Annotated in this window: 14 protein-coding genes; 5 read left to right on the top strand and 9 right to left on the bottom strand. The window is 71.1% G+C overall.

Features of this window, described 5'->3' with window-relative positions; translation table 11 throughout:
- Positions 1 to 34: 34 nt before the first annotated feature.
- Together ACFV0T_RS15285 and ACFV0T_RS15280 are read right to left on the bottom strand one after the other, a co-directional pair.
- Positions 35 to 1,147, bottom strand: coding sequence for a sensor histidine kinase (locus ACFV0T_RS15285; protein ID WP_385778554.1), 1,113 nt, complete (start codon positions 1,145 to 1,147; stop codon positions 35 to 37).
- Complete coding sequence (locus tag ACFV0T_RS15280; protein ID WP_385778584.1) at positions 1,144 to 1,806, bottom strand: response regulator; 663 nt, start codon at positions 1,804 to 1,806, stop codon at positions 1,144 to 1,146. The genes ACFV0T_RS15285 and ACFV0T_RS15280 overlap by 4 nt, the downstream gene beginning before the upstream one ends.
- 161 nt (positions 1,807 to 1,967) lie before the next feature.
- Between ACFV0T_RS15280 and ACFV0T_RS15275 the strand changes: the two genes are divergently transcribed.
- Both ACFV0T_RS15275 and ACFV0T_RS15270 read left to right on the top strand, forming a co-directional pair.
- Positions 1,968 to 2,732, top strand: coding sequence for a histidine phosphatase family protein (locus tag ACFV0T_RS15275; RefSeq protein ID WP_385778552.1), 765 nt, complete (start codon positions 1,968 to 1,970; stop codon positions 2,730 to 2,732).
- Positions 2,733 to 2,816: 84 nt separating this feature from the next.
- On the top strand, positions 2,817 to 3,932 hold the full coding sequence (locus tag ACFV0T_RS15270; protein ID WP_385778550.1) for a PP2C family protein-serine/threonine phosphatase: 1,116 nt from the start codon (positions 2,817 to 2,819) through the stop codon (positions 3,930 to 3,932).
- A 145-nt stretch (positions 3,933 to 4,077) separates the two neighbouring features.
- Here the strand turns inward: ACFV0T_RS15270 and ACFV0T_RS15265 are convergent, their stop codons facing one another.
- Positions 4,078 to 5,103 (bottom strand): alcohol dehydrogenase, encoded by a 1,026-nt coding sequence (locus tag ACFV0T_RS15265; RefSeq protein WP_385778548.1) that lies wholly within the window; start codon positions 5,101 to 5,103, stop codon positions 4,078 to 4,080.
- A 313-nt stretch (positions 5,104 to 5,416) separates the two neighbouring features.
- On the opposite strand from ACFV0T_RS15265, the gene ACFV0T_RS15260 reads away from it, so the two are divergent.
- Positions 5,417 to 6,649, top strand: a complete 1,233-nt coding sequence (locus ACFV0T_RS15260) for an aminotransferase class V-fold PLP-dependent enzyme (protein ID WP_385778546.1) — start codon at positions 5,417 to 5,419, stop codon at positions 6,647 to 6,649.
- A 9-nt stretch (positions 6,650 to 6,658) separates the two neighbouring features.
- On the opposite strand, the gene ACFV0T_RS15255 is transcribed toward ACFV0T_RS15260, so the two are convergent.
- Entirely contained in the window at positions 6,659 to 7,375 is a 717-nt protein-coding gene (locus ACFV0T_RS15255; protein WP_385778544.1) for an alpha/beta fold hydrolase, read from the bottom strand.
- A gap of 313 nt (positions 7,376 to 7,688) precedes the next feature.
- On the opposite strand from ACFV0T_RS15255, the gene ACFV0T_RS15250 reads away from it, so the two are divergent.
- Complete coding sequence (locus ACFV0T_RS15250; protein WP_385778542.1) at positions 7,689 to 8,408, top strand: FAD binding domain-containing protein; 720 nt, start codon at positions 7,689 to 7,691, stop codon at positions 8,406 to 8,408.
- A 40-nt stretch (positions 8,409 to 8,448) separates the two neighbouring features.
- Here ACFV0T_RS15250 and sbnA read toward each other — a convergent pair whose 3' ends face one another.
- Genes sbnA through ACFV0T_RS15225 form a run of 5 tightly spaced genes read right to left on the bottom strand, consistent with a single transcriptional unit; the run spans position 8,449 to position 17,459 of the window.
- Complete coding sequence (gene sbnA / locus ACFV0T_RS15245; RefSeq protein ID WP_385778541.1) at positions 8,449 to 9,501, bottom strand: 2,3-diaminopropionate biosynthesis protein SbnA; 1,053 nt, start codon at positions 9,499 to 9,501, stop codon at positions 8,449 to 8,451.
- A 37-nt stretch (positions 9,502 to 9,538) separates the two neighbouring features.
- Positions 9,539 to 10,618, bottom strand: a complete 1,080-nt coding sequence (gene sbnB, locus ACFV0T_RS15240) for a 2,3-diaminopropionate biosynthesis protein SbnB (protein ID WP_385778539.1) — start codon at positions 10,616 to 10,618, stop codon at positions 9,539 to 9,541.
- Positions 10,615 to 11,619 (bottom strand): TauD/TfdA family dioxygenase, encoded by a 1,005-nt coding sequence (locus ACFV0T_RS15235; RefSeq protein WP_385778537.1) that lies wholly within the window; start codon positions 11,617 to 11,619, stop codon positions 10,615 to 10,617. Before ACFV0T_RS15235 ends, sbnB begins: the two co-directional genes overlap by 4 nt.
- Positions 11,620 to 11,650: 31 nt before the next feature.
- Entirely contained in the window at positions 11,651 to 14,917 is a 3,267-nt protein-coding gene (locus ACFV0T_RS15230; protein WP_385778535.1) for an amino acid adenylation domain-containing protein, read from the bottom strand.
- A 13-nt stretch (positions 14,918 to 14,930) separates the two neighbouring features.
- Positions 14,931 to 17,459, bottom strand: coding sequence for a Pls/PosA family non-ribosomal peptide synthetase (locus ACFV0T_RS15225; protein WP_385778533.1), 2,529 nt, complete (start codon positions 17,457 to 17,459; stop codon positions 14,931 to 14,933).
- Between the two features lie 560 nt (positions 17,460 to 18,019).
- Here ACFV0T_RS15225 and ACFV0T_RS15220 point away from each other — a divergent pair.
- Entirely contained in the window at positions 18,020 to 19,240 is a 1,221-nt protein-coding gene (locus ACFV0T_RS15220) for an acyltransferase family protein (RefSeq protein ID WP_385778531.1), read from the top strand.
- Positions 19,241 to 19,272: the final 32 nt, after the last annotated feature.

The following is a 19,272-nucleotide window of genomic DNA, read 5'->3' as shown; positions in this document are numbered from 1 at the left end:
CGGCGGCCCCGCACGGCGCGCGCCGTTTTTCGCGCTATCCGGCGGCCGTGCCGGCCGCCGGGAGTTCCAGCCGCAGTTCGTAGCCGCCGTCGGCCGTCGGACCGGAGGTGACGGTCCCGCCGAGGAGCTCGGCGCGCTGGCGCAGGCTGACCAGCCCGTAGTGCGCGCTGGGCAGGGGCAGGGCGGGCCGGGTGGGTGCGGTGTTGGTGACGGTGACCCGTACGGCGCTGCCCTCGTGGTGGACACACACCGTGGCGGTGGCGCCGGGAGCGTGTTTACGGGTGTTGGTCAGCGCCTCCTGGACCGTGCGGTAGACGGCGCGCTGGACGGTCGGCTGCAGGCCCTCGGGCAGGTCCGTCGTCAGCTTGGCCTCGATGCCGCTGCTGCCGACCAGCTGTTCGAGGTCGGCCAGGGAGGGCTGCGGGGTCAGCTCGGCGGGACGCCCGCCGGAGGCGCGCAGGACACTGACCATGTGGCGCAGCTCGTCGAGGGTCTGGACGCTGAGCCGCCGGATGGTGCCGGCCGCCTCCTTGGCCTCCGGGTCCTGGGTGCCGACCTGAAGCGCTCCGGCCCGTACCGCGATCAGGCTGACCTGGTGGGAGACGACGTCGTGCATCTCTCGGGCGAGCTGGGCCCGCTCCCTGGCCAGCACGGCCTGGGCGGTAAGCAGCTGCTCGTGGTCGCGGGCCTCGGAGATCTCGGCGAGTCGCAGCGACAGGTCGCGGCGCGTCTGGACCAGCTGGCCGAGGAAGACGGGCGCGGCCGCCGTCGCCGCGGTGTAGCCGAGCGTGATCAGCGTGGTCGCCTGCGTCAGATCGAGATCCGGCGCGGGCCACGAGGTCATGTCGCTCAGGGTGAAGGCCAGGGCACAGACGGCCAGGAGAGCCCGGTGACGGCTGATCGAGGCGAGTGTGTACAGCGCGATCAGCGTGGCGATGGTCGCGTCGGAGAGGAGGACCGCCGGAATGGTGAGGAGGAAGGTGAGCAGCGGCCGGCGGTGGCGCAACAGCAGGGCGAAGGCGGCGCCGAGGGCACAGACCATGCGCAGCTCCTCGTGCGCGGTCCAGTGCACCCAGATGTCGAACAGCGACACCACGACCGGCAGCGCGAGGTCCAGCAGCAGCGTGGGCAGACGGCGACGAGTCATCCGGGGGTGCCTCCCTCCTCCTTGAGGAGGCCGGCCCGCTGGGCGAGCAGGGCGGCCTGGACGCGGCCGCCCACCTCCAGCTTGGTGAGGATGGCGCTGACGTGGTCCTTGACCGTGCCGGTGCTCAGGTGCATCCGCGTGGCGATCTCGGCGTTGGACAGTCCCTCGGCGACGCGGACGAGCACGTCACGCTCACGGTCGGTGAGCCGTTCGAGACCGCCGGTGTCACGATCCTGCGGACCGGCGTCCAGGTAGGCGTCCACCACGGTCCTGGTCACCTTGGACGACAGCACGGTGCCGCCGTCGGCCAGGGAACGCACCAGGAACGGCAGCTCTTCGGGGTCGGTGTCCTTGAGCAGAAAGCCCGCGGCGCCCGAGCGGAGTGCCGTCGCCACGTACTCGTCCATGTCGAACGTCGTGAGCATGGCCACCACCGGAGGGTTCGGGAGCCCGCGGAGTTCGGTCAGGACGGTGAGTCCGTCGACGTCCGGCATCCGGATGTCCAGCAGGACCACGTCGGGGGCCGTCTCCTGCGCCGTCCGCAGTGCCTGGCCGCCGGGAACCGCCGCGACGACCTCGATACCTTCGGCGGTGTCGAGGATGCGCTGGAAGCCCATACGGATCAGAGCCTCGTCGTCGACCACCAGTACCCGGATCACCCGTGCTCCACTCGCCATCGGACCACTGTCCGATTCGTACCACGTCGCGGCGGGCGCCGCCCGGTGCCCGACCCGCGGGCGGCGGCCAGCCAGTCGGCGGGGGTGGTTCCGGACACCTGCCGGATGGTCGCGACCGACCCCGCCCACGGACTCTGGAGTACATGACGCACGCCACACCGTCGACCGTGCCGCCCGTCGCGAGAGCGGCGTACGACACCCGCGGGGAGAGCGCCGCCGGCGCCTGCCAAGAGGAGGTCGGGACCATGACGACGTGTCTGACGTTTCTGAGTGCGACCGCCGGAGAGACCCCGAGGGTCTTCGGCGACGCGTCCCCCCGTGAGACCGGCCTGCGGCGGACGGGCTCCCCCCGCCCGGGGTTCCCGCCCTACTCGCTCGCCGTCCGGGGACCGTCCGCACACTGCGCCAGGACCGCCGCCGCCCTGGGCCTCGAGGCCACACCCGAGCCCGCCCTGCGCGACTTCGACTACGGCCGGTGGTACGGCCGAACGGTGGCCGACGTCGTGGCCGACGACCCCCACGGGTACTCGGCCTGGCTCACCGACCCGGACGCCACGCCGCACGGCGGCGAATCGATACGCCAGCTCTGCCTGCGCACCGCGCACTGGCTGAGCCACCTGCCACCCGACTCCCATGGAGCACTGGCCATCGTCGAATCGTCCGTGATCCGCGCGGCGCTCGTGCACGCCCTCGCGGCACCCGTGCGGGCCTTCTGGCACCTCGACCTGCCGGCCACGGTCTCGCTCATCCTCCGCGACGGCGGCTGGGACGTCCGGTTCGGCCACAGCACGCCGCGCGCCGTCCAGCGGACGGGCCACGACATGTGGGGCACGCCGGTACGGCGGTCGGTCGGACCCCAGAGGACCAGGTGGGTGTGCACCGACGCCACCTTCGGACCGGTCGCCTGACCGGTCCGCGAGTCCGGGGCGACGTGTTTGGGCTGCTTGCTTCATCAGCGATCATCGCCCGACTTGTCCCGATATTATTACTCTATGATTCCTGCCGGGCGACTACGGCGCCGTCGCCCTCCCCACGCCGGCGGGTGGGCCGTCGCCCGGCTGGCGCCGGTGATCGTCACCGTCGTGATCGCCGCCCTGGCGTTCGCCACTCCCCGGCAGATCGCCGTCAGCCGTCTTCTGCCGGCCGCGCCGGCCCTCGCCGCCGCCATGTGGCCCGTGATCCCCACGATCCTGCTGGGGGCGTGCTGCCTGCTCGTGATGGTCGGCCTGGGCCTCGTCTACCCCGACCTGGGGACTCCCTACACGGTGGCCGCGATCGCCGCGGTCACCCTGGCGGCCGCGTACGCGAGCCACGTCCGGCTCCAGCGGGAGGAGACGCTCTTCCAGATCCGGCTCGTCGCCGACGTGGCCCAGAAGGTGCTGATGCGCCCGCTGCCCCGGCGGATCGAGGGCATCGAGATCACATCCCTGTACCTGGCCGCCCAGGCGGAGGCGCAGATCGGCGGCGATTTCTACGAGGCGGTCAGCACCCCGTACGGGGTCCGCCTGCTCATCGGCGACGTACGCGGCAAGGGACTGTCCGCGGTGGGGGCGGCCGCGGCCGTGGTCAGCTGTTTCCGGGAGGCCGCCTACGAGGAGTCCGACCTCAAGGGCATCGCCCATCGGCTGGAGACCAGCATCACCCGCCACATCGCCGCGTTCCACACCCAGGACCTGGCCGAGCGGTTCGCCACCGCGCTCGTCGCCGAGGTCCCGCACGGCGGCGGCCACATCAGGATTCTCAACTGCGGGCACCCCCCGCCCCTGCTCGTGCACGACCGGAAGGTCCGCGTCCTGGAGCCCAGCGTCCCCTCGCCGCCGCTCAACCTCGCGACGCTCATCGGCGACCACTACTACGTCGACACCGTCCCCTTCGCCCCGGGCGACCAGCTGCTGCTGTACACCGACGGCGTGACGGAGACACGGGACCGCTGCGGACGGTTCTTCCCGCTGCCGGACTGGATGCGGCAACAGGAGCAGACAGCGCCGCGCGAGCTGCTCGACCGGCTGCACAGTGCGCTGCTCCAGCACAGCGGTGGACGACTCGACGACGACATCGCGGCCCTCGCCGTACGGAGCCCGCACACTCCCCAGGAGCGCCCCGCCTAGACGCCGCCGGGCCGACGGCGTGGGGGCGCGGGTCCGCCGGACCAAGCGCGGGCACCACCGGTCAGCGGGACGGCATCCAGGGACGTCGGTGAGCGGGACGGCATCCAGGGACGTCGGTCTGTGTGACGACGTACACGGGCGTCGGTCAGCGGGTGGTGAGCACCATCCGGAAGCGGGCGCCGCCGGACAGCATCTTCTGAAACGCCGCGTCGGCCTCGCTCAGCGGCACCGTCTCGACCGTCGGCCGGATCCCGTGCAGGGCGCTGAAGTCCATGGTGTCCTGCACGTCCTGCGCGGTTCCGGACGGGTGGCCGCGGACGACCTTCCCGGTCATGAGCAGCTGGAGCGGGCTGATCCCCAGCGGTCCGGGATCCGCGCCGATGACCACCAGTTCGCCACGCGGCGACAGCCCCTCCACGGTCGACGCGATGGCGTCGGAGCTGCCGGCGGTGGCGAGGACGGCCTTGGCACCACCGAGTGACCGGAGTGCGTCCGCGACGGTGGTGTCCGCCGTGCTGTCGACGTAGTGGTGGGCGCCGAGCTGCTTGGCGAAGTCGGCCTTGCCCGGGCCGCGGGCGATCGCCACCGTCTCGAACCCCATGGCGACCGCGTACTGCACCCCCAGGTGTCCGAGGCCGCCGATACCGAGGACCGCGACCAGGTCGCCCGGCCGGGCGGAGCTGCGCCGCAGTCCGTTGAACACGGTCACGCCCGCGCAGGCCATGGGGCCCGCGTCACTGGCCGTCAGGGCGTCCGGGATGCGGGCCAGGGCGTCGACCGGCGCGATCACCTGCTCGGCATAGCCCCCGTCGTACGCCGCCCCGGGGACCTTGAGATTCACGCAGACGACGAAGTCGCCCTGCCTGCAGGGCTTGCAGTGGCCGCAGCTGCCCCCGAACCAGCCGACCGTCACCCGGTCGCCCACCTGCCAGCCGTACTCCTGCGCTCCCTCGCCCAGCTCCTCGATCCGCCCCGCGATCTCGTGTCCGGGAACCAGCGGGAAACGCAGACCGGGCAATCCGGCGCTCACGAAGAACGCGTCGCTGTGGCAGATCCCGCAGGCGTCCACCGCCATGCGTACATGGCGTGGGCCGGGTTGCGGCACCTCGCGCTCGACGATCTCGAACGGCCCGCCGGCGGCGGCCACCTGAGCGACTCGATAGCTACTCATCTGGATCTCTCCGGGATCGGAAACGGCGACCCCCACCACCAGCAAACCAGCTCCGGCCCGATCACGCGCGCCCAGCAGGAGGGGCCCCTGGGGCCCACTCACGGCGCCCCCGCCCGGGATCCGGCAGCGGTTGTCCGGGGCCGCCACGATCCGTCGCGCCGGCGACGAGACCGTGCGGCGAGGCCCCGGATCGTCCTCTGTATCGTGTGCTCGATCCGACGATCCGACGATCCGAGCGCCGCCGGGCGGCGGCCGGATCCCGGCACCGTCACAGTCGCACAGGCCCGAGGGGCTTCGAGGAACGAGGAGTCACGTGAGCGAGACCGAGGTCGTCACCGCGCCCCGCCCGCTGCTGCTGGGCGACGGCCGGCCCGCCGTCGCGGCCTGGTCGCTCGACCCCGGCATGCTCCACCTCAACCACGGATCGTTCGGTGCCGTCCCGCTGGTCGCCCAGCACCGGCAGAACGAGCTGCGGGCCGAGATGGAGCGCGCTCCGGTCGTCTGGTTCCCGCAGCTGCCCGACCGGCTCGCCGCCACCCGCGCCGAGATCGCCGGCCACCTGCGGGTCGAGGCCGCGGACCTGGCACTCGTGCCGAACGCCAGCGCGGGTGCCAGTGTCGTGTACGCGGCCCTGGCCGCGCGCCCCGGACAGGACATCGTCGTCACCGATCACGGCTACGGCGCCGTCACCATGGGAGCCGAACGCCTCGCCCGGCGCTGGGGCGGCCGGGTGCGTACGGCCCGAGTGCCGCTGGCGGCCGACGCCGAGCAGGCGTACCGCGCGGTCATGGACGAGGTCGACGACCGGTGCGCGCTGGTGGTGCTGGACCAGATCACCTCGGCCACCGCCCGCAGGCTGCCGGTGGAGCGGATCGGAGCCGAGCTCGCCCGGCGCGGCGTCACCCTGCTCGTGGACGGTGCGCACGCCCCCGGCATCCTTCCCGCCCCGCTGGAGGGACTGGTCTGCGACGCCTGGGTCGGCAACCTCCACAAGTGGGGCTGCGCACCGCGCGGCACGGCGGCGCTCGTGGCCCGCGGCCCGCTGCGCGAACACCTTCACCCGCTGATCGACTCCTGGAGCGCGGCGGAGCCGTTCCCTCACCGCTTCGACCAGCAGGGCACGGTCGACGCCACCGGTCCCCTGGCGGCGCCGACGGCACTGGACTTCGTCGAACGCACTTGGGGCTGGGAGACCGCCCGCCGGTACATGGACGAGCTGGCCGACTACGGGGCCGGCGTGATCGGCGACTCGTTCGCCGGCCCGGCGGGCCCGGTGGAGCGCGTCGACGTCGGCATGCCCGTGCCGGGCATGCGCCTGGTCCGGCTCCCCGAAGGGCTCGGCGCCACCCGCGTCGCGGCGGACGCGCTGCGCGACCGCGCCACCGTCGAGCTGGGCGCGGAAGCCGCCTTCACCAGCTTCGACGGCATCGGCTACCTCCGTCTGTCGGCCCACGTCTACAACACCCCCGCCGACTACGACCGCTTCGCCGAGACCTGCGTACCCGTCATCGAGGACTGGGCCCGCCAGGCCCGCGCCGGAGGCTGAGCGTGGAGGTCACGGCCCGGGGACCCGGCCGGCCCCGTGCGGGGCCTGGCCCAGGAACGCCGTGACCACCTCCGCGAACGCCTCCGGCGCCGCCTGGTGGATCAGGTGTCCCACCGGGATGGTGACCATACGGCCGCCGGGGATGCGGCGGGCCAGCTCGGCGACGCCGTCCTGGGGAACGTGGCTGTCCGGACCGCCGGCCAGCACGAGCGTCTCGGCGGTGATGGCACCGAGACGCTCCAGCCACTCGGGGTCGGGCAGGTCGATCTGCCTCCTGACGGCCGGGACCAGCTCCCAGTCGAAGGCCAGGTCGCCGTCCGGCCGGGCCGGGGTGACGGGCTCCCGGGGACGCGGCGGCGGAACGTCCTCCAGGACGAGCCGCCCGACCCGCCGCGGATGTTCCGCCGCGAGCAGGTAGGCCACGATCCCGCCCATGGAGTGCCCGATCAGGTCCACTCGGCCGAGTTCCCGGGCGTCGAGGAAGCGGAGCACGTCGGCCACCATGAGTTCGAGCGAGTACTCCCCCGGCCAGTCGCTCCGGCCGTGACCGCGCAGATCGAGGGCGTACACCCGTCTGTCACGGGTGAGGGCGGGCACGAGCGCCTCCCAGGAGGTGGCGTTCTCACCCAGTGCGTGCAACAGCAGGAGCGGCGGAGCATCGCACCGCCCCGACACCTGGTAGGCCAGCCGGACGCCCCCGACCTCGACAGTGCGTTGGTCGATCATGCCCGGAGGATATGCGGGAAGGCGCGGACCGAACAAAAGTCGTGTGCCGCCAACACCGCGTGGCCGCAATGGAGTCGGATCGCAGCCGGAGGGCCGGCACGGGTGCGGCCCGCGTGCCGCGCGGGGACATGGAGGACGTCGAGGACAGCGAAGTCGCACGCCCCGTCGCGCACCCATGGACGGCGGGCGCCCAAGGCGAAAGTGTGGGGGTTGTATGCGCCCTCGTGTACCGGGGCAGGATGCGCAAGGTAAGTGATCATGAGGCTGGGTTCCGCGCCCGTCCCCGACGTCCCAGGAAGGCAGGTCGGCCACCGTGCTGTTGCGTCTGCCCACGTCCGTGTCCGAGGCTCAGGAATGCATGGCCGAGGGGGCCGTCCCGATAGGCGGGGCGACCCTCGTCTGGGCCACCTGGCAGCGGGACGGCTTCCCCGAACAGGCGATGTCACTGCGCAACGTGCCCGAGGCCAACACGGTGGGGCGCGAAGTGCTTGGCGCGGCCGTGCTGCTGCACCAGATCGACGACCGCGTGCCGGAGGTGCTGAGCCGGGCCGCCGCCACGGTGGGCACCGGAGCCGTCCGCCGGACCGCGACGGTCGGCGGCAACCTCGTGGGCAGCACACTGCGTTGCCTGCTGCCCGCCGCGCTCGTCCTCGACGCCCGGGCGACGGTGCTGGAACCGGACCAGCCCTACGAGACCGACCTGGCCGAGGTGGTGGCGAAGCGTCACCTTTTGCTCAGTCTCCACTGGCACGAACCGGTGGCCAGCGGGTATCTCAAGATGTCCGGCGAAGCGGGCGGAGCGCCGCCCCTGGTCGTCGCCACCGCCGTGCACGCCGACGCCGAGGGACGACATCTCCTTCGGGTCGCCGTGCGCGACGGCTACGAGGTGCTCAGCGAGAGCACCTCGGTCGACGCCGACGCCGACCAGGTCGTGCGGACCCTGGCGCGTACGGCTCTCGGCGAGCTGGACTCCACCGCTCGGGAAGCGGTCCGCCGGCAGGTCACCGACGTCTTGTCCCGTGCGAACGGCTGAGGGCGACGTACCGCCGTCACCTCGTCGTCGCAGCGGGGTTCTAGGGTCTGTCGGAGGGGTTGTGCCCACGGCTTCCGAGGTCGGGCGTTCGCCCGGGGTGCGGGCTCGGGCCGTGGGATCCGACGGTCGTCTGCTGCTCGGAGTCCAATATGTGTTCGCCGTACAGGTCCCGTAGCCAGTTGGTCTGGTACATGGTGTCGAGGTAGCGCTCGCCGAGGTCGGGAGCGATGCCCACCGCGGTGATGCCAGGGGTGTCGTGCCGGTTCAGCCAGTCCACGGCGCCGCTGACCACCGTCCCCGTGGAACCGCCGAACAGGAACCCGCGTCTGGCCAGCCGGTGACAGGTGCGGATGGTGTCCGCCTCCTCGACCCTGATGACCTCGTCCACGTAGGACTCGTCGAGCAGCGGCGGCCGCATGCTCATGCCCAGGCCGGGGATCATCCGGCGGCCCGGCTCGCCGCCGAAGGCCACCGAGCCCACGACGTCGACGGCGACGATCCGCACCGACGGGCGGCGCTCGCGGAAGTAGCGCGCGCAGCCCATCAGGGTGCCGGTGGTGCCCGCCCCGACGAAGAGCACGTCGAGGCGTGGGAAGTGGCCCGCGATCTCCGGCCCCGTCGTCTGGTAGTGGGCCCGCCAGTTGCCGGGATTGGTGTACTGGCTGAGCCACACGTACCGTTCGTCGGACGCGCACAGCTCACGGACGTAGTCGATGCGTGCGCCGAGGGCGCCGGCCTTGGGGTCGACCTCCGAGACGACGTGCACCTCGCTGCCCAGCGCCTCCATCAGCAGTCTGGTCGACAGGTTGCAGCGGGAGTCCGTCACACACAGGAACCGGTATCCCTTGCTCGCGGCGATCATGCTGAGCGCCACGCCCAGGTTCCCGGACGAGGACTCGACCAGAATCGAGTCCTGCGTCAGGAGCCCGTCACGCTCGGCAAGCCTCACCATCTCGTTCGCGGCCTTCAACTTGATGGAGCCCGCGAAGTTGAAGCCCTCGCACTTCAGGTAGAGGGCGTGCCCGAAGATCGACTGAAGGTCGACGTAGAGCCCGCTTTCGTTGAAGGCGTAGGGAGCGGAAATGACGGGCACGGTGGGCCTCCAGTTACCAGAGCTGAGGGAAGTGGCTTCAGCCGTACCGGCGCAGGTCGTGGAAGAAGTCGTCGATCAGACGGAGATCTCCCGTCCGGGCCACTTCGTCGTAGACGAACTTGCCGACGGCGAGGTCGAGGACGCCGAGCCCGAAGGGCGAGAAGATCACTGGCCGGTCGGTCGGCAGGGTCACCCGTCCGGCCATGACGTCGTCCAGCGTGCCGTCCAGGAAGTCACGGCTGCCGGTGAGCTGTTCGACCAGGTGGGGTGAGGTGTCGGCCTTCAGACAGTGCTCGACGTCGTCGACGACGTTGGCCGACGCGAGCAGGATCTCGGGGGCGAGGTCGCGCAGGGACACGTGCAGGACCAGCGGGTTGTGCGCGAACCAGGCCGGGTCGGTGACGTGCGGGGAGCCGGCGACGGTCGCGAAGACCACCAGGTCGCTGGCGCGGATCAGTTTCTCCGGGCTGTCGTGGACCGTCACCTCGGTGGCGTGTCCCGCGCCGCCGTCCTGCTGGAGATAGCCGCAGAAGCCGGCGGCGCTGTCCGCGGACAGGTCGTGCACGCCGACGGCGTCGAATGTCCAGCCGGTCCGGGCCAGGAAGGTGTGGATGTAGCGGGCGATCAGGCCGGTGCCGACGAAACCGACACGGGTCGGGCGGGGCCGGCCCCGGCTGAGCCGGTCGGCGGCCAGGGCGGCGGACGCCGCGGTCCTGGTCGCGCTGATGACGGAGCTCTCCAGGCAGGCGAAGGGGTATCCGGTGTCGTGGTCGTTGAGGACCAGGACCGCGGAGGCCCGGGGCAGCCCGGCGCTCACGTTGGCCGGGAAGCTGGAGATCCACTTCAGGCCGTCCACCCGCTGCGGCCCGCCGATGGAGGCCGGCAGCGCGATGATCCGGGCGGTGGGACGGTCGGGGAAGCGCAGGAAGTACGACGGCGGGTTGACCGAGTCGCCTGCGCCGTGCAGCCGGTAGGTGGCCTCGACGAGGTCCACGATCTGTTGTTCGCGGCCGTCGAGGGCGTCTTGCACCTGCGCGCCGGAGATCACCGCGAAGGTCGGCACCGGGGCGGAACGGGGCGTGGTGGTCCGCGTGGCGGCGGACGGCAGGGTGGTCATCGCTGGCTCGCCTCCGAGGTCGGGCAGGAGTCCGCCAGACGCTGGGGCTCGGCCATGGCGACCAGGACCTCGCGCTCACCGGTGTAGGCCTCTCTGCTGTGTGCGCTGCGCACGTTGTCGACGAGCATCAGGTCGCCGGACTGCCAGGGCTCGCGCCGGGTGTGCTCGTCGTAGGTGGCGTTGATGACCCGGACGACGTCCTCGCCGATCGGGGAGCCGTCGCCGAACCGGGTGTTGAACGGCAGTCCGTCCTCGCCGTAGACGTCCACCAGGTACTCGCGCACCTCCGGGGCCAGCGTCCACTCGTTGAGGAAGGCGATCTGGTTGAACCAGCAGCGCCTGCCGGTGAGCGGGTGGCGCACCACCGCGCTGCGGCGCTGTCGGGTGTGCAGGGATCCGTCGGACTGCCAGGCGAAGTCGATGCCCTGGGCGCGGCAGTAGCGCTCGACGGCGTCGTGGTCGTCGGTACCGAACGACTCCTCCAGGGAGGCCCCGATCTCGTCGTTGTAGCTGCGGGTGAGCAGCCAGCCCTCGCGTTCGAAGCGCTCGCTCAGCGTGGCGGGCAGCGCCTGGAGCACGCGTTCCGCGTCCGCCACCGCGGTCGCTCCGCCCTGGCCGGGCGCGGTCAGGCAGGCGAACAGCATCAGGCCCGGGGTCTCCAGCCGGTAGCTCAGCTCGTGGTGCATGCACATCGGCTGGTTGGTCGGCCAGGTGGAGGAGGAGTACAGGCCGGAGCCGTAGGACTGCCGGGGGGCGAAGGCCTCCCGCTCCGTCATCAGGTCGCCGGCCAGGCCCGTGAAGAGGGCGGCGGTCTGGTCCGCGTCCCGCAGTTTCAGGCCCCGGACGAGCAGCGCGCCGTGTTCGGTGACGCGGGCACGCAGCGCCTCCCGGTTCTGGGCCGCCCACCGCGACGCGTCAGCGGGGGCGTCGACGTGCAGGATCGGAGGTGTGTCCGGTCGCAGCTGCACCTCGGGCAGGGCTGCCAGGGATGAGGACGACATCTGGTTTCCTTTCGGTTGCCGCGCAAGCGGCTCAGGGGGAGGCCGGCAGTTCGGCGGACTTCCGCACCGCCTGGGCCGCGGCGGCCGGGCGGGTGCGCGGGAAGTAGTGGCCGCCGTCGGCGAGTTCGTACAGGTCCACCTGCTCGGCCAGCAGTTGCCAGTCGCGGTAGTGGTCGGTGAAGTCCGCCGTGTGCGGGTCGTCCGCCGCCACGACGACGGTGACCGGCGCGGACAGTCTCGCCGTGGGCGGGTTCTCCAGGGCCTCGGCGAAGTAGCGGTGCGCGGCCACGCAGTCGTTGCGGTAGGCGGCACCGATGTGCTCGGCGTGCTGCGCGTTCAGCTCGTCGAGCTCGGTGTAGCCGCCGTCCGCGCTCAGCCGTGCGGCGATCTCGGCGTTGCCGCGGCCCGTCAGTTCGGTGACGGCCGCGCGCCGGTCGGCGGCGGTGCCCGGCAGCTGGGCGCCCAGGAACACCCGCGGGACGTCCACCCCGCGGTCCAGGAGTCTTCTCGCCGTCTCCAGGGCGGGCGCGGCGCCCGAGGAGTGGCCCCAGAGCATGACCCTGGTCAGGCCGCGTGCGGTGATCTCGGCGACGACCTGTTCCACCACACGCGTCATCGGCGCGAACGGCTCCTGCCGGGCGGCCAGGTCGTGGCCGGGCAGGTCGACGGCGTAGACCGCGGGGCCGCTGCCCGCCAGGGCGCCGGCCATCGGCTGGAAGTTGACCGCGTTGCCGCCCGCGTAGGGGAAGCACACCAGGGCGTACTCCGGCGTACCGGCGGACTCCGACAGCGGCTGGAGCAGCCCCGGGTGCTCCTGCGCCGCGCCGTCGAGGAGCGCGGCGAGGTCGGCGAGCACCGGATGGCGGGTGATGTCCTTGAGGGACACCGCGCGGTCCAGGGCGAGGGTGAGTTTCACGGCCGAGAGCGAGGTGCCGCCGGAGTCGAAGAAGTGGTCGTGCCGGCCGATGTGGGGCTCGGGGACGCCCAGCAACTCGGCCCACGCGCCCGCCAGTTTCCGTTCGGTCGGGGTGCGCGGGGCGTTGCGCTCCTCCCCCGCGGCGCCGTCCGCGGTCGGGGCGCTCTGCTGGGCCGACGCGGTCAGGGCCTTCTTGTCGATCTTTCCGTTGGCGGTCAGCGGCAGGCTCTCCTGCCAGTGGAACGCGGAGGGGACCATGTAGGCGGGCAGTACGGCGCCCAGCGCCTCGCGCAGCACGTCCGCCGTCAGGCAGCGGCCGCTGTAGAAGGCGATCAGGTGCGTGCTGCCGCCGGCCAGTTCGGCGACCACCACCGCGCCGTCCCGTACCCCGGGCACTCGCAGCAGGGTGTTCTCGACCTCGCCGATCTCGATGCGGAATCCACGGATCTTGACCTGGTTGTCCCGGCGGCCGAGGAACTCCAGCTTGCCGTCGGGGTGCCAGCGACCCCAGTCGCCTCCCAGGTAGAGCCGCTCGCCGGGCCGGAAGGGATCGTCACGGTAGGCCTCGCGGGTGCGTTCGGGATCGTTGACGTAGCCGCGGCCCACACAGACGCCGGAGAACGCGATCAGTCCGGGTGCGCCCAACGGCACCAGCGACAGGTCCTCGTCGACGACGTGGACCCGTACGTTGTTGACGGGACGCCCCAACAGGACGCGTTCCGGCACCTCTTCCATGACCTCGTGGTTGGTGTCGTCCGAGGTCTCGGTCAGTCCGTACGCGTTGACGAGCTTGATCCCGGGCTGGATCGTGAACCAGCGCTGGACCAGTTCCCGCTTCAACGCCTCCCCGGTGACCGACACACAGGTCAGGTCCGGCAGTTCGCGGGGGTGCCGCTCCAGGTACGAGGCCACCACCTCCAGGTAGGAGGGCACGACCTGAGCCACTGCCACCCGGTCGCGGACGAGGGTGTCGACGAAGCGCTCCACGTCGACCACGACGTCCTGCCCGACCAGTACGGTCCGTCCGCCCACCAGGAGTGCGGCCACCAGCTGCCACAGCGAGATGTCGAAACACTGCGGGGCGGTCTGCGCCACCACCCGGCCCTCGCCGATCCCCAGGTCGTCGATCTTGGCGTAGAGGTGGTTGAGCATGCCCGCGTGCTCGCACATCGCCCCCTTCGGCTCGCCGGTGGAGCCGGAGGTGAAGTAGATGTAGGCCAACTGGTCGGCGGACACCCGTACTCCGACGTCGGTGTCGTCGTCCTGTTCCGCGTACGCCGTCCCGACCGGCAGCCGCTCGACGCCCTCGAGGGTGCCGAGGGCCTCGTCGAGCGTCTCGGTGCTGCCGGACTCGGTCAGCACGAGCCGGCATCCGGCGCGCGACAGGGTCGCGGCGATGCGTCCCGCGGGGAAGTGCGGCTCGATCGGCAGATACACGCCGCCGGCCTTGAACACAGCCAACACCGAGGCCAGCCAGTCGAGATGGCGTTCGGTGACCACCCCGACCACGTCTTCCCGGCCGAGCCCGCGCGCCAGCAGGGCTCGCGCCAGCCGGTTCGCGCGGGCGTTGAGTTCCCGGTACGTCCACTCGCGGTCGCCGTGCACGGCGGCCACCGCGTCCGGATGCGCGTGCGCCCGCTGCTCGAACAGCTCGTGCATCCGGGCCTGCGGCAGCTCGCGGCTGGGGCCGGCCAGCCCGTCGAGCTGGTGGCGCACCTCCTCGTCCGCCAGCAGGCTCTGTCGTGCGTGCTCGGCGTCCGCGTCGGTCGCCAGCAGCCGCAGCGCGGCGAGGTGGTAACCACCGATCCGGGCCGCGGACCCGGTGTCCAGCGCCTCGGTGCGATACCGCAGCCGTAGCACCGGGCCCGTGTCCCGGTCGCTCCAGCCCACGACGAGCACCGTGTCCCCGGCCAGGCCGTCCTCGGCGTCCGCCGGGTCGAACACGATCTCGTACGACGGTCCCGTCGTCCCCAGTTCCCGGCGCAGCTCGCCGACGGGGAAGTCCCGGTGGGCCAGCAGTTCGGTCTCTGCGCGGTGCGCGTTGAGCGCGAGCTCGCGCCAGGACCCGGGGGTGACGGTCAGCCGGCACGGCAGCGGACCGGCGCCCGTCCCTGCGGCATAACCCGTCACCACGTCCGGCTCGGCCGACAGCACGGCGAGGACCTTGGCGTGCGCGGCCAGCAGCACCGAGCTCACCGGCACCTGCCAGGCGCGGGCCAGCTCACGTACCGCGTCCGTCACGTCGTCCGGAACCGCCGTCTCGTGCTCGGCGACTCCCGTGACCGGTTCTCGCACCCACCGCGGCACCGCGGTGGATCCACCGGCGGCCAGTACACGGCTCCAGTACCGCCGGTCCGCCTCCGCCTCCATGTGCGCTCCCATGGGATGGCTCTCCTCAACTCGCCGTTGTCGCGTCGTCATTGGCCGAACGTCTCCCGGTGCCCGTCGCCGAGCCCACGACTTCGCGCCACTCGCGGGATTCGGACATCTCCACGGCGGGGTTTCCTCCCCAGCGCGCGTTCGGGGGGACCTCCTCGCCCTTCATCAGGAACGAGTCGGGCGCCAGTACCGCACCGTCACCCAGCGTCACGCCGTAGTGCACATGGGAGCTGACGCCGAGGGTGCAGCCGGCCCCGAGCGTGGTGTAGTCGGACTTGAAGGTGCCGTCCTCCTGCGAGTGGCACTGGATCTTGCTCCCGGCGCTGAGCGTGCAGTCGTCCCCGATCGTGGCGAGCGTCCGCTCCGTCAGATAGCAGCCGTCGTCGAACACCCTGCTGCCGATCCGCACGCCGAGCATCCGCCAGACCACGTTCTTGAAGGGGGTCCCGTTGAACACGTTGAGGTAGTGGTCCGGCACCTTCCAGAGGCGCTCGTGCCACCAGAAGTACGGGTCGTAGATGGAGCACAGGCGCGGGCGCAGCGGGCCGAACGATGTGATGCAGCGTTCCACCAGGACGAAATAGAGCGTGGTGAACGCCAGCGTGATCGCCAGATAGCCCGCGATCACGACATGCCCGAGTACGCCGTACAGGCTGGCGGAGGCGAGCGCGAAGGCCGTGAGCGCGAAGGTGTGCAGCCAGCGCAGGAACAGGAAGAGCGCCATCGAGCGGATGTTGTAGCGGTTCTTCGCGCCGAGATTGCGGCGCAGTTCCTGGCCGGTCCTGAGATGGTCGAACTGGACGTCACGCTCCACCGTCCGAGGAATCTCGAAGCAGGGTGAGCCGAGCAGTCCCACGCCCTCCCGGACAGGTCCGTCGAGCGGGACCATCACCTTCGTCGCGAGCAGGCAGTTCTCCCCTGTCCTGCCTCCGACGGGATAGGCGATGTTGTTGCCGAGGAAGTTCCGCGCCCCGATCGACACCCGGGACACCCGGAACGACGTGTTCGAGTAGTCCGCGTTGATGATGGAGAGCCCGTCCGCCACCATCGTCCCGGTGCCGACGCGCACCAGATACGGGGTCTCGTGCTGCACCTCGGAGCCGAAGTTGGACCCGGTCTGCTCGACATGTTGCAGGTCGTATCCGAGGGCTTTCAGATAGTGGACGATGTACGAACTGTCACCGAACAGCCAGGCGAAGAACCTGATGTTCGTCATGGTGGCTGCCGCGCGGTGCACCGTGTACTGGAAGCCGTAGAGCGGATAGGTCTTGTCGGGCTTGACGGTGAGACTCATCAGCCGCGGGACGGTGAACAGGAAGGCCATGCCCAGGACGACGAAGCCGACGAACAGGGCGAGGGACAGCAGCAGCGAGTCGAGGAGGAAGTCCGACCACGAATTCGCGGGCCCGTCGGAGTCCAGTCGGTCGCCGAGTGCCGGAACCCCGACGAACAGCATGTACATTCCGCCGACGGTCACCGGTATGTACAGGAAGAACAGCTGGAGCAGGGTGGCCAGGCCGTACCAGGCCCGGCGCAGCGTGCCGCACTTGACCGGTTCGACCCGCACGTAGTCGATCTGCGTGGGTTCCGCCGGGGATCCGTGCCAGTGCTCGCCGGCCGGGATCGTCTGGCCGCGGTACAGGGCGGACGCGTGGCCGAGCTGTGCTCCGTCGCCCATGGACGTGTCGATGTCGAGCACGGTCTTCTCGCCGATGAACACGTCCCGGCCCAGCGTGACCCGACCGGTCTGGATCCGTCCGGCGTGTGCCCGGTAGCAGAGGAGGAACGAGTCCTTGCGGACCATCGTGCCGGACCCGATCGTGAGCAGGTCCGTGCAGACCGGCATGGAGCGGGAGAGGATCGTGACCCCCTTGCCGATCCGCGCGCCGAGCGCCCGTAGGTACAGCACATACAGCGGATTTCCGACGAAGAGCACCATCGGATTGGCGTGGAGCAGTACCTTGACGAGCCAGAAGCGAAGGTAGGTCAGTCCCCAGACGGGGAATTCGTTCGGCTTCCAGCGGCCGACGAGAATCCACTTTCCCACGATCGGGAACACGCACAGGAAGACGAACCCGACGCCACCGAAGAGCAGTGAGCGCGTATATATGTCGAGCACGCCGGTACCGTCGGCGACCCATTCGTAGCCTCTGGCGGTGGTGAATCCGGCAACAAGGGAATAACCCAAGAAAATAAGCAGCTGAATGGTTCCGCAGAGCACGTAGTGCGCGGCACGGGGAGGCCTCGTCACCGGCTCCGGCAGCTGATCCGCCATCGGCAGCGGCGTCGTGAGCGCCACTTCGAGGGGAGCGGGTGCGACATCCCCGAGCGCGGCCGCCAGACTTCTGATCGTGGGATGACGATAGATGTCCTTCATGGACGCGGGCGGCAGATCCGGCTGCTTCCGGACCCGCGCACAGAACTGCGCCATGACCAGGGAGTTGGCTCCTAGGTCGTCGAAGAAGTTACTGTCGACCGAAACGCTTTCCACGCAGACGACGTCAGCCAGTACCTCCGCGAGTTTCTCTTCGGTGTCTTTCGCCATCGAGTCGGTTCCACTGCGTCCGACGACGGCCGATTCATTCCATCCGGATATAAATACCTCGGAAGACTGATCTACCATTTGTCCCCCTGGAGGACATATGCGATGACCCATGGCCACAGGTGACCGGTCCGGTGTCCTCGCACGCCGAAGAACGGCCCGACCGAGCCATTCGAAGCCACGAGGCCGTGCGCTGATGCTGATCACGAATCCGTGGCTTCAGTCTCGACCGTCCGTCGTCGGGTTGCCACTCCGAACGGATCGCGAGGAATCGCCGATGGCGCTCGCGGGCCGGTATTCCCTGGAATCCCGCACCACCGGGCCGGGCGACAGATCACCCGGATGGCCGCCCGCTCCGCCGGGGCACGGCAGGAAATGCGCGGCACCAGGGCTCGTCGCGGCACCTGAAATACCGCCCGAGGTCCACCGACGGCCCGGTCCACGAGGGCGTGGGCCCGTTCCCGTCGGCGGACGGAGGTATGACCGCCCGTACGCGTCGGCGTCCGTGTGATGTTTCGTGCCGGAGCCGAATGAACCGTGCGCGATCGGCAAGGTTGCCTTTCATGCTCGGCACCAAACATCCCGCGACAGGTGAGACCAGGACGACCGCGACCGGGACGGCCCGGACGTCTCCGCACACCGACTCCGCCGCCCCTCCCCCCGGTCCGCCGCCCGCACTGCCGTCCCTCACGGGCCTGCGCTGGATGGCCGCGCTGCTCGTCTTCGGCTTGCACGTGGGCAACGCCGGATACTTCGGTGGCACCGGCGGCCGCATCATGACGTGGGGGTTCGGGCCCGGCGGCAGCGGGGTGTCGTTCTTCTTCATCCTGTCCGGCTTCGTACTGATGTGGTCCGCCCGGCCCGCCGACCGTGCCCTCGCCTTCTGGAGACGGCGCATCGCCCGCGTGTATCCCGTACACCTGGTCACCGCCGCACTCGCGCTGCTCCTCGCCCACACCCTCGGCGTGCTGGCGACGCCCACACCCCGCCAGGGCCTGGCCAACCTGCTGCTCGTGCACTCGTGGTGGCGCCCGTGGTGGCAGACCCTCGACCCGGTCAGCTGGTCGCTGGCCTGCGAGGCCTTCTTCTACGCGCTCTTCCCGCCGCTGGCGTTCGTCCTGCGCCGCCTGGGCCCGCGCGCGTCGGCGGCCCTGGCCGCCGTGTCCGTGCTGTCCGTGCTGTTCCTGGCCCGCTGCGACGTCCACAGCGAGCTGGGCCGGCAGCTGTACTCCCTGCCCCTGGCCCGGCTGCCCGAGTTCGTCCTGGGTGCCGCCGTGGCCCGACTGGTGCTCCTGGGCCGGTGGCGCGGCCCGGGTCTGGAGGCCTCGCTCGCCCTGGCGGTCGTCGGCTACTTCCTCGTACCCCAGGTCAGCGCCGGATACCCGGCCACCGGCTGCACCCTGATCGGCTTCGCCCTGCTCATCCCGGCGGCGGCCTGCGCCGATCTGCGCGGCCTGCCCTCACTGTGGCGGCGACGGTGGCTGGTGCGGCTCGGTGAGCTCTCGTTCGCCTTCTACATGGTCCACCTGCTGGTGCTGCGCACCAGCAGGTGCCTGATCGGCGTCACCCCGCGCTTCGGGGTGACCGAGGGCCTGGCCGCCACCGCCACCGTGTTCGCGGTGTCACTGGGTCTGTCGTGGGTCCTGTACGAGGCCGTGGAGCGCCCGGCCAGGAAGCTGCTGCTGCGCGACCGGCGTTCCCGCGGCGCACGACGGACGTCCACGGCGTCCCGGACCGCGCCGGAATCCCCCACCCGCGACAACCCGGCCACCGTCCGGGACTGAGCCGGCACGCCGCGCGTCCCGCGGCGCCACGA

Origin of the sequence: Streptomyces sp. NPDC059582 (genome assembly GCF_042735715.1) — a bacterium.
In the GTDB taxonomy this organism is placed as follows: Bacteria; Actinomycetota; Actinomycetes; order Streptomycetales; family Streptomycetaceae; genus Streptomyces.
This window is presented reverse-complemented; position numbering and strand designations above follow the sequence as displayed.

Excerpts from the sequence above, each read along its gene's own strand:
- ACFV0T_RS15285 (WP_385778554.1), bottom strand. The coding sequence starts at position 1,147 with ATGACTCGTCGCCGTCTGCCCACGCTGCTGCTGGACCTCGCGCTGCCG.
- ACFV0T_RS15275 (WP_385778552.1), top strand. The coding sequence starts at position 1,968 with ATGACGCACGCCACACCGTCGACCGTGCCGCCCGTCGCGAGAGCGGCG.
- ACFV0T_RS15270 (WP_385778550.1), top strand. The coding sequence starts at position 2,817 with ATGATTCCTGCCGGGCGACTACGGCGCCGTCGCCCTCCCCACGCCGGC.
- ACFV0T_RS15265 (WP_385778548.1), bottom strand. The coding sequence starts at position 5,103 with ATGAGTAGCTATCGAGTCGCTCAGGTGGCCGCCGCCGGCGGGCCGTTC.
- ACFV0T_RS15255 (WP_385778544.1), bottom strand. The coding sequence starts at position 7,375 with ATGATCGACCAACGCACTGTCGAGGTCGGGGGCGTCCGGCTGGCCTAC.
- sbnB (WP_385778539.1), bottom strand. The coding sequence starts at position 10,618 with ATGACCACCCTGCCGTCCGCCGCCACGCGGACCACCACGCCCCGTTCC.
- ACFV0T_RS15235 (WP_385778537.1), bottom strand. The coding sequence starts at position 11,619 with ATGTCGTCCTCATCCCTGGCAGCCCTGCCCGAGGTGCAGCTGCGACCG.
- ACFV0T_RS15230 (WP_385778535.1), bottom strand. The coding sequence starts at position 14,917 with ATGGGAGCGCACATGGAGGCGGAGGCGGACCGGCGGTACTGGAGCCGT.
- ACFV0T_RS15225 (WP_385778533.1), bottom strand. The coding sequence starts at position 17,459 with ATGGCGAAAGACACCGAAGAGAAACTCGCGGAGGTACTGGCTGACGTC.
- ACFV0T_RS15220 (WP_385778531.1), top strand. The coding sequence starts at position 18,020 with ATGCTCGGCACCAAACATCCCGCGACAGGTGAGACCAGGACGACCGCG.